8 protein-coding genes are annotated in these 10,287 nt (G+C 59.2%); 3 read left to right on the forward strand and 5 right to left on the reverse strand.

The features are described 5' to 3' along the window. Window positions 1–60: 60 nt before the first annotated feature. The 3 genes from VGK48_21695 to VGK48_21705 are packed head-to-tail and all read right to left on the reverse strand — an operon-like array spanning window position 61 to window position 3,771. Complete coding sequence (locus VGK48_21695) at window positions 61–2,043, reverse strand: tetratricopeptide repeat protein (protein ID HEY2383797.1); 1,983 nt, start codon at window positions 2,041–2,043, stop codon at window positions 61–63. 10 nt (window positions 2,044–2,053) lie between these two features. After that, window positions 2,054–2,824, reverse strand: coding sequence for a substrate-binding domain-containing protein (locus VGK48_21700; GenBank protein ID HEY2383798.1), 771 nt, complete (start codon window positions 2,822–2,824; stop codon window positions 2,054–2,056). Further along, entirely contained in the window at window positions 2,821–3,771 is a 951-nt protein-coding gene (locus VGK48_21705; protein ID HEY2383799.1) for a c-type cytochrome, read from the reverse strand. Before VGK48_21705 ends, VGK48_21700 begins: the two co-directional genes overlap by 4 nt. A gap of 123 nt (window positions 3,772–3,894) precedes the next feature. On the opposite strand from VGK48_21705, the gene VGK48_21710 reads away from it, so the two are divergent. Together VGK48_21710 and VGK48_21715 are read left to right on the forward strand one after the other, a co-directional pair. Further along, window positions 3,895–4,890: a hypothetical protein gene (locus VGK48_21710; GenBank protein HEY2383800.1), complete on the forward strand. Its 996-nt coding sequence runs from the start codon at window positions 3,895–3,897 to the stop codon at window positions 4,888–4,890. Between the two features lie 56 nt (window positions 4,891–4,946). Continuing rightward, complete coding sequence (locus VGK48_21715; GenBank protein HEY2383801.1) at window positions 4,947–7,748, forward strand: protein kinase; 2,802 nt, start codon at window positions 4,947–4,949, stop codon at window positions 7,746–7,748. A gap of 34 nt (window positions 7,749–7,782) precedes the next feature. Here VGK48_21715 and gtdA read toward each other — a convergent pair whose 3' ends face one another. Together gtdA and VGK48_21725 are read right to left on the reverse strand one after the other, a co-directional pair. After that, on the reverse strand, window positions 7,783–8,898 hold the full coding sequence (gene gtdA, locus VGK48_21720) for a gentisate 1,2-dioxygenase (GenBank protein ID HEY2383802.1): 1,116 nt from the start codon (window positions 8,896–8,898) through the stop codon (window positions 7,783–7,785). Further along, on the reverse strand, window positions 8,822–9,688 hold the full coding sequence (locus tag VGK48_21725; GenBank protein HEY2383803.1) for a fumarylacetoacetate hydrolase family protein: 867 nt from the start codon (window positions 9,686–9,688) through the stop codon (window positions 8,822–8,824). The genes gtdA and VGK48_21725 overlap by 77 nt, the downstream gene beginning before the upstream one ends. A 128-nt stretch (window positions 9,689–9,816) precedes the next feature. On the opposite strand from VGK48_21725, the gene VGK48_21730 reads away from it, so the two are divergent. Then, window positions 9,817–10,038, forward strand: coding sequence for a hypothetical protein (locus tag VGK48_21730; GenBank protein HEY2383804.1), 222 nt, complete (start codon window positions 9,817–9,819; stop codon window positions 10,036–10,038). Window positions 10,039–10,287 lie beyond the last annotated feature (249 nt).

Raw genomic sequence — 10,287 nt, forward strand, 5'->3', positions numbered from 1 at the left:
CATCTGCGTCATCCGCGCCATCTGCGGCTAAAACTTTGTCAAAGCAACTAAAACTTTCCCTCATTTCGTTCCAGTGAATTCTACCTGGATGGGCTCTCCCAGAAAACGCGGATCGGTTCCGGCTTTGTAGATGATCAAAACCGGGGGAGGTGTTTTGAATTGGCCGCAGGCGAAGGAGTTCGAAACTGCGGAGGTGTAACTGACAAAGTTGATCTTCGACGGATCGCTGGCGTGAAGTTCGACGTTTCCATTGCCGACACGGACCCGCAAGGTCATGCCTTGGCTGCAGTCGACCGACAACAGGGCGCCCTGGATCTGTTTGCCCGCAGGCCGGGCCACGGCTTGTTTGGGCGCAGCGTCCTTCGCTTCGGTTGAAGGCGTTGTCTCATTTCGCCTGATGACCGGCGGCCCATCCGGTGTGTCATTCCCGGCGGAGTTTCGCGCCGCGGCGGCGGCCTTCGCCTGCGCCTCTGCCCGGACCTCGGCCTGTGTCTGGGCCTGTGCCTGGGCCTGCGCGCGCCGTTCGTTGTATTCCCGTACCGCCGTCTCGTTGTCGATCATTGTCTGAATTTGATTCAGCAGGCTCTGTGCACGGCGCTGAACGGCATCGTCGTCGGTAATATTTTTCAAAGGCGACAGGATCACGCGGCCGGCGAGCGGCTCGTTATTCGCAATCATCACCTCCGCGAGCCGGATACGTATATCCCGTTTTCCGGGTGCTGCCGTCAACGCCTTCTTCAGCAGTTCTTCCGTCTGCGGCAGCTCTTCCCTGGAAACAATAGCGTCATAGCCGAGCATGTCATAGGCGGGCCAGAAGTCCGGCTGCAGCTCCACTGTCTTCTTGAGATGTTCCCGCATGAGCGCGAGCCGCGTTGTATCCGGGACTTTCGTGGTTTTGCTGCCGGCACTTTGAAGCGTGAACGCATAGTAGTAATGCGCCATATAGTTCTTTGAGTCCGCCTCGACGGCCTTGCCCAAGAATTCCAGCGCTTCATCGTTTTTGCCTTGGCGGACACGCAGAAAACCCAGAGAGGCATAACTCGGGGAAAAATTCGGGTCGAGGGAAATGGCTCTCTGCAGCTGCGCTTCGGCCATATCGGTGCGGTCGGTGTGCAGCATCAGATCGCCAAGATAGTATTGGACCTGCGCCTCGCTCAGTGTCGCTGTCTGCATGTCATGATCGAAATCGATTTTCGACTGGAGTTTGAACAACACGGCGGGGAATGCGAAATGACCGACATACGCGCGCATTTCTTGTTCAAACGACGCATAGTCCGTCTCAAATGCTTCGCTGAAGCTGTCGTCGATCGACTTGTTCCCGTCCCCGGCCAGGGCCAGAAACTTGACCAGTTGAGGCCGGCGCTGCTGATTATTCGCGAGCATCAGGTAATGCATGACCGCCCAGGATTCTGCATAGAAAATGCCCTGCTTGGTTTGCTCGTTGTAGTACGGAGATCCCCGGGTTACGGCGAACAATGCATTGATGGAAATGAAGGACTGCTTCAGCGTCTGGAGGTGTTCGCCGATCGCCCTTCCAAGAAGCATTTCTTTGCCGTTCGATTCGATTTCAAAAGTCGAATAGACTTCGGCAAGTCCCTCGCTCGCCCAGACCGGCAGTTTTATAGTGAGGTCCTTGGTTAGCGCGTGAAGGAATTCGTGGTAAATCACCCGTGGCGTTTGGGTGCCGGCAGTCAGGGCGATGAAATTCATGTCCTGTCCGGACTGAAAGTAGCCCGCCACGTTGGCCGGCTTCCCCTGATATAGGGGTTTATAGGGAAGGAAAGAAGCGTCGTCTTTGAAGACCAGAACGGTCATCGGCGGCGGTGCCTGCTTCGTTATTGAAGGAAACAGAAGAGCCATTCCCGCTCTGAACTCTTCAAGGTCCCGGGCGACGCGTCGAATCGACGACTCGCTGGCGTTGCCGACCAGTAAGAAATTCTGAGATCGGATGCTGAGCCACTTATCGGCGGCATAGCCGGTGGACGTGCCGGCAAGGCTCGCGACGATGAAGCAACACAGCAGGACCTTGCGCAGTCGCACCATTCCTCCTTCCTTACTTGCCGGTTTGAATGCCTTTTGCCTTGAACGTTGAGGCGGCCTTCGGCGCCGACAAAAACTTGATCAGAGCGTTCGCGGCATCGGGATTCTTTGCGCCGGCGTTTACTCCTGCCGCGAAGCTCACGTAACTTTGGAACTTGTCGGGCAGCGGGCCAACCAATTCGACGCCTTTGTCGGGCATGATTTCACTGATCAAAGTGAGAATGATCTCCGCCTTTCCGCCTTTGACAGCATTCAGAGAAGCGTCGGAGCCCTGCACCAGAACCAGCTTCGGTTTCATCTTGTCGGTGATCCCGAGAGCTTCGAACATCTTTTCGATATGTACCCGGCTTGCGCCATCCGAAGCATACGTGACCGCTTTTGCGTTCAGCAGAGTTTGTTTGATGCCGTCGGGTGTCCCGATGTCCGGCTTTTTTGCTCCGGCGCGGATGCCCACACCGATGCCGACGCGGCCCATATCCGTGCGGCTGCGGGCGGCCAGTTTACCTTCCTTTATAAGAGCATCAATCGCCTCGCTGGTGAGAATCGTGGCGTCAAAGTTTTCGCCCGCTTCGATCTTCTGCTTATTCAGGACAGTCGTCCCATATTGGAGGGCGAGCGTATGGCCGATGGAGCTTTGTGCGGCAGGGCTGAGTTCGTCGACGGCGGCCTTCACGCCGTTGGATGCCAGAACGCGAACCGGTTCGCCTTGCGCGGCTCGAAGTTGCGCCGCGCCCATGACGATTGTCAACGAAAGTAGCGCCGGACCAAGCCAACGCGTTTTCATTTTGAAGCTCCCGGATTGAGTGAGCCGACATACGCGGAAATGGCGAGGATGTCCGCATCGGTCATCCCAGCCACCGGCTTCTTCATCAATTGCGCGTCGCCGCCGTTGCGCGAGCCGTCTTTGAACAGATAAAGCTGGCGGGCGATGTAAATAGGATGAAGCCCGGCTATTCTGGGCACGTTGCCCAGACCCTGAAGGTTCTCGCCGTGGCAGATCGCGCACTGGACGGACTTGCCGGACCCGCCCGTTTTCACGAAGGACTCACCTTTCTTGATGCTGCCCGGAGGAACATAGGCGGTGAACCCGGAGTGCGGATCGCGCTTTGTAACTCGCGATTGATCCAGCGCCACAGTGATGATCCGGTTTCCGATCGGCTCCATTCCGCCGCCTGGCTGAAGGAAACGCATGCGGCCGCCGCCGACAAAGGTTTTCGGCACCATCGCCGCTTCGACAACCTTGGTCCACGAATACGGCTTGAGACCGGCGAACCAATCGCTTGCCTGGCGGACCTCTTCGTCTGAGAGCGCTCCGGCGATCTTATTCATCCGATTCGGTTCTTTACGGATGCCGCTCTTGAAATCAGCCAGCTGCCGCCGGAGGTACTCGGCGGACATTCCTGCCATGTAGGCGGACTCGGGATGGCCCACACCGGACATTAAATGACATGAGCCGCACGCCAGAGCGTCACCGTGGCCGTGCTGAACAATTTGAGGGGCCGGCGGATGCTCTTCCGGGAACCAGTCCGGCGGATTTGAAAGATCGTCGATCTGCGCCTGAGGATAAGTCTTGGAGCTTCCCGGAACCGTCTTCGCGCTTGGATCTGCGGCTGGCAGATCTCCGTTTTTGACCGGGAACGCCCAGGACAAATCCTTTCCGGACTGCTGCTGCGAGAGGAGCCCGGCGGACAGAAGAAAGATAAACAGAACTACGCCAACAACCTTTTTCATGAATTCCCCCAGAGTTGTCACAGTTTACACTGCGGCACGCAGCCGGAAAAGCATTCTGCCGCTCCGCGGCTGAGTCACGATAGACTGAGATTTCCGCCGACCTCATCCATGGAGTTGAATGTCATGCCGGGATTCCTGCTTTCGACTCTGTTTCTGTTTCTTTCAGCTTCGGCCTTGTACGAAGACAGCACTGCCGACAGTCTGATCCGCTCGGCCACGGAGTCGACGTACATGCTGCGGCTGGCCGAGGCGCGAGTGTCAGCCCGTGAGCTTCAGCGGAAATATCCCGATCATCCGGCCGGCTTTCTGATTGAGACCGAGACCTACTGGTGGGAAGCCCAGGAAGATCCCGGCAATAGCAAAATCGAGGACACCTACTATCACGCCCAAGCGCTCGCCCAGGAGAAGGCGGAGAAGGCTCTGGAGACAGGGAAGTACTACAAGCCGGAACTGCTGGCCTACCTTGCCTCGACTTACGGCAGCTATGCCCGATTTCAAGTGACCCAAAAAGACGCGTACCTCGGCGCCTTGCGAGCCGGACTGCGGGCGCACGACTATGCCGTTCAGGCCTACACGCTCGACAAGAATTACTACGACGTCTATGTCGGGCTCGGCGCCTTCAACTATTTCACCGGTACTCTGCCGTCCATGATCAAACCCTTTGCCTGGCTCATGGGCGCGACGGGCGACAAAAACCTCGGCGTCGATCAATTACAGACGGCAATGGAGAAGGCCCGATACTCCCGCACCGAGGCGCGGATTGTCTATTACACGGCGTTGCTCACCAATCAGGAATTCGGCACGGCATTTCCCATCCTCGAAAAATTGATCGTCGATTTCCCGGACAATTTCGTCCTGTACGATTGGGCCTTCGTGTGGTTCGAACAACAGAAGAAGCAATCCGAGGGTGCGGATTATTTCGAGCGGATGTACGAGAAACAACGTCATCGTTCACCTTTAATGGCTCAATATGCCTTGCTCGAAAAGGCGGACCTGCAGCTCGACTTTCCACGAAAGACGGAAGGCGTCCAAACGCTCCAGCGGATTCGCGCCCTGGCGCCGAGGGATGCATTGCTCAAACAGAAGCTCGACGGCCTGGAGAAGGCGGCGAAGAAGTGACTGACTCAGGCGGGGAGTTAACCGCAAAGCGCAGCTTTGGGCGATAATATCGGGCGATGTCCATCCAGCCAGGCGCCTTATTCGGCCCCTATGAAATTGCCGGCCCGCTCGGGGCGGGCGGCATGGGCGAGGTGTACCGTGCGCGCGATTCGAGGCTGAATCGCGACGTGGCCCTCAAGATTCTGCCGCCGAATTTTGCGGCCGATCCGGACCGGCGGGCGCGCTTCGAGCGCGAGGCTCAGGCGATCGCCTCTCTTTCGCATCCGAATATTCTGGCGATCTTCGATACCGGAATTCACGACGGCCAGCTTTTCATCGTGACGGAGCTGCTCGAAGGCGAGACGCTGCGCGAGCACGATGGCCGGTTGCCGGTTCGGAGGGCGATCGAGATCGGCGTTCAGATCGCGCGGGGATTGACGGCCGCCCACGACAAGGGTCTGGTTCACCGCGATCTCAAGCCGGAAAACATCTTCCTGCTCGCGGACGGCCAGGTCAAAATTCTCGATTTCGGACTGGCGCGCCAGACCAGCCTCGCGTCCGCTGCTGCAACTGGCGTCACAGCCGCGCCCACGGCCGCCGGTGTAACGGATCCGGGAATGGCCGTCGGCACTGCCGGCTATATGTCGCCCGAACAGGTGCGCGGCGCCGAAGTGGATCATCGAACCGATATCTTCGCGTTCGGCTCCGTGCTCTACGAAATGCTCTCCGGCCGCCGCGCATTCCAGCGCGAGACCGCGGCGGAAACGATGACGGCGATCCTGAAAGAAGATCCGCCCGAGCTCGTCGAGTCCGGCCTGCACATCAGTCCGCAGCTCGATCGCATCGTGCGGCGCTGCCTGGAAAAGCAGCCGCGCATGCGGTTCCAATCGGCGTCGGACCTTGGATTTGCTCTCGACGCCGCGACGGTGCCGACCGGAAGCAGCGTCGTTGTCACCGCCGTGCCGGAGGCTGCGCCATCGCAGCGCTCATTTTCGTGGATTGCGCTCCCGGCCTTCGTCCTCGGATTCATCCTGGCGGCCGTTGTCTTCATCGCCTTGCACTCCGCGCATGCGAGGCCCGATTCCTCCGGATTCCATTTCACTCCATTCTCGTTCGAAGCGGGCGGGCAGGACAACGCGGTCTGGTCTCCGGACGGCAAAGCCGTCGCTTACGCGGCGTCGATGGACAGGCTCAAGCCCGAACAGGTCTTTGTCCGGTACCTGGATTCACCGACAGGGAAACAACTGACGTATTTCAGCGACGGGACCGAAGCGCTGCCGGTGCGCTGGACACCCGACGGCCGGCGAATCCTGTTCACCAGCGAGCACGCACCTGCGGGCCTCTGGTCCGTTGCCGTTGTCGGGGGCGAACCGAAGCCCGAACTGGCCCTGGACACGGACAAAGTCCGTTTCAAAACCGTTGACGTCACGAACGACGGGTCGGCCGCGGCGATGTTACGCGATGATGACGAATGGGGTCTCTGGATCAGCTCGCCGCTCGGATCTCCTGCCAGGAAATACAGCCCGGATCCCTTCGCGACACGAAGCCTGCTCAACCGGCCGACCCTGGCCTTTTCGCCCGACCAGAAGCACATTCTGCTCTTCATCAACTCGGGCGATCGCGGACACGAAGAAGCGTGGCTGATGCCTTACCCTGCGGATCCGTCGCATCCGCCCCGGCGGATCTTCCAGGACTTTCCAACCTTCGCCGGCACGCCCAATTTTTCATGGATGCCGGACAGCCGCAGGATCGTCATCGCCCTTCGCACCGACCCGGGATCGGCCATTCAGCTCTTTCTCGCAGACACCTCGTCCGGCCGGCGGGCCGCTATCATCAGCCAGACCAGCCACACTCTCTCTCCGAACGTTTCGCCGGATGGAAGCCGCCTCATTTTCTCCGAACCTTCCGGCAGTCTGGACATTGTTTCGGTGAGCCTCGATACAGCCGCCGCCAAGAGCTGGATGGCAACCGAACGAGATGAGTTGATGCCCGCATGGGCGCTGAACCAACCGCTGCTCGCCTACGTCACGGATCGCAACGGCCCTCCTGAAATCTGGCTTCACTCCAGCGACGGCGTTTCCCGTCCGATCATCACCGGGCGCGATTTTCCAATGGGGACAACGGACGGATTCATGGATCCCATCCTGTCGCCCGCCGGCGATCGTGTGATCTATAGCCACATCGGCCACTCGCCGGCCGAGTCATCGTATGTTCGCATCTGGATTTCATCGGTTTCCGGCGGCGATCCGGTGCCGGTCACCAATGACGCCACTTCAGACGACATCGCAGGAGCATGGTCACCCGACGGAAATTCGCTGGTATACATGCGCGTTCAAAATGGAAAAGTCGACATCATGAAGGTCAAGACCTCCGGGCAGGACAGCCCGGTCCTGTTGAAAGCGGATATCAACCCGACAAACAGCAGCGTTCCCATCTGGTCCCCGGCAGGCGACTGGATCGAGTACAACGACAAAGGCGAGAACCTGATCTCACCCGACGGAAAAACGACGCGGTCCCTGGGGAACCTGCATGCCGATGGCTGTACGTTTGATCGCAGCGGCCGCATGCTCTATTGCCTCCGCTTTGAGAGCGATCACGAAACGTTGTTTTCGGTGGATCTCGCGGGCGGCGCGAAAGGCGCAGCAATAGAAGGCGAAGCGCAAGCGCGGCAGCGCGCAGCAGGAGTCAAGGTAATCGGTAAGCTCGACGCGGAATTTAAGCCGGCAAGCGGTTACGAACCATCGATCCGGCTCAGCCTGTCGCCGGATGGTAAGAGCATCGTGTATGGGCAGGCCCGCTCCGCTGTGAACAATTTGTGGATGCTGGAAGGACTCGCGCCGAAGGAAGGGCTGCTGCAGCGGCTGCATTTGCGAGACTAATCGGTCCGCGCCGCGGCGCTCAGGACCGGAGCCGTCATTCTTCCCGCCAGATGCCTAGCGATTTCTGAATCGGACGATCGGAGAAACTGAACAGCACGGACTCGACCTGCGCCTCGTGTGTCACCGGGTACCAGGACGGAGCGACAAAAATATCGTGGTCCTTCCAGTCGAAAACCGTCTCGCCGATCCGCGTCCGCCCGCGGCCCTCGATGACGCAGAACACCGTCGCGTCGGTGGCGCGATGCGCGGCGCCGCGGAAACCCGGCGGCAGCAGCTGGACGAAAGCCCCGATCGCCGGCATGGTAGAGCCGCCGTTCGCGGGATTGATGTACTGCATCTTGATCCCATGGCACGGATGCAGCGGGCCGTTCCGGTAAAGCTGATCGAGCGTTTCGCGCGTACGCGCGTAAGGGTAATTGAAAATCGGAGAGGAATTTCCCGGATGCGTGTATTCGACCGGCATGAGACTGCCGCCGTAGCGCGCCCAGGCGTCGCCTTCTTTCTTCGTGACTGGCTGAATCTCCTGCGGATGATGTTCGGCGAACCCGGTGTTGAACAGGTTGACGAGCGGGATGTCCAGTCCGTCCATCCAGATCGTCGGAGTATCGCTCGGATTGCCATGATCGTGATATGTCCACGACGGCGTCAGGATGAAATCGCCCGGATGCATCGTGGTTCGTTCGCCGTCGACCGCGGTGTACGCTCCCGTACCCTCGATGATGAAGCGCAGAGCCGACGCCGTGTGCCGGTGCGTCGGCGCGGTCTCTCCCGGAAGGATCAATTGCAGACCGGCGTAGAGCGTGTCGGTGATCTGAGAGAAGCCGCGCATCCCGGGATTCTCGAGAATGAGGACGCGGCGTTCCGCGTCCTTTGCCGTGATCAGCTTTCCGGATTCCAGGACAAACGGACGGATCTCGTCATAGCGCCACATCGTGGGAACCGAACGCGGACGCGGAACGACCGGGACAAGTTCTGCAAGCGATTCCCACAGCGGCGCGGCATTCTTCGTCTCCAGCCGCCGGTAGAACTCGCGGAACTCCTCCGTCGTTTCAGGCTTGTGATAGAACCCCATATTAAGCAGCGGCGTATATGCGTACTTCCATGCTGCCGATTTTCTCGATGGTTGCGACAACCCGGTCGCCGGGCTCAATCGGACTGACGCCTTCCGGAGTTCCCGTCATGATGACATCACCGGGATTCAACGTGTAAAAGGCCGAACCGAATTCGATCAGCTCCGGAACGCCGAGAATCATGTACTTCGTGCTGGAGTTCTGGCGCTCCTCGCCGTTCACTGAAATCTTCAGGTTGAGATCGCCGGGATCCGGGATCTCGTCCGCCGTCACCATCCAGGGACCGAGCACGGCATAGCTGTCCGCCGACTTTCGAAGGCTGCGTTCTTCAGGACCGCGTATCGTGATGTCCAGACCGATGGCGTATCCTGCGACGTAGTTCAACGCATCCGCGCGCGAGACGTTGTTGGCGCGTTTTCCGATAATGACGGCCAGTTCGACCTCGTGATCGTTGCGGCGGTCGAGCTTCCGGAGATGGATGCCTTCGGCGGGTCCGACCAGCGAACTGTTCGCCTTCAGGAAGAGTCCGGTCTTCTGGATCACGGCCAGGTGCTGGGCGTTGTTGTGATGCAACTCGGCGTCGCTTCTCACTTCGTCCTGGTGCTTCTGATAATTGATCGGGGCTCCGATCACTTTGCTGGGGTTCGCGACGGGGCTGAGGAATCCGAGGCCGGCGGACGGCAGCGACGGCGCAGACGGGGCGAGCGAGCGCGCCCGTTCGGTGACCTTGTCGAGATTGGCTATAAGAAGGTCGTAGGGCGGAAAGGGATACCGGAAGTTCGGCAGGACGTCGAGTGCCGCCGTCACATCTTTGACATTGGTACCTTCGACAACCCCAAGACGACCATCTCCAAACCGGCAAATTCGCATGGGGAATTTTAGCCGCAGATTCCGCAGATGACGCAGATTAATTCCCGAACCGATTTCACTTGGCTCTGCGGGTGCCCTCGCGGGATAATTTTTGATGCCTGCCTAGAGCTTATTCGTGACGGTGAATCATGAAAGATATCAAGATTGGTGACTGCGTCTGGATTCGAGGTCTGGTCTATTCCGACTGCTTTGGACTGCGTGGCAAGGTTCTGGACGTGCGCCAGAGCGCGTTTTTTGGCCCGGGCGTGCAGCGTTGCCGGGTCGATTTCAACGGCAAGATCCGCCGTCTTTTGAACGTTCATCTGGTTCATGCGGCCAGGCGCGGGGAATCGGCTTCGACCGCTGCGTAAGCCGGCTCGCAGCTCTATTTAACCTTTCTTAACAGCTTTCCTTCCAACGGGCGCATTTCCTCTGCCGCCGCAGCCCCGGCGAAGTGTAGAATTGCCGGAGTCCGTTTTAACAGAAGGTGAAAAATGAAGAAGTGCACCGCCCTCCTGGCGTTGCTCCTGGGGTCGGCGGTTCTGGCACAGAACGTCCCGGCCCAGAAGCCGTTGCCCAGCCCCGTCTCTCAGGCCCTCTCTCAGGAAATGACCCGTGCG

Source organism: Terriglobia bacterium, assembly GCA_036496425.1.
In the GTDB taxonomy this organism is placed as follows: Bacteria; Acidobacteriota; Terriglobia; order 20CM-2-55-15; family 20CM-2-55-15; genus 20CM-2-55-15.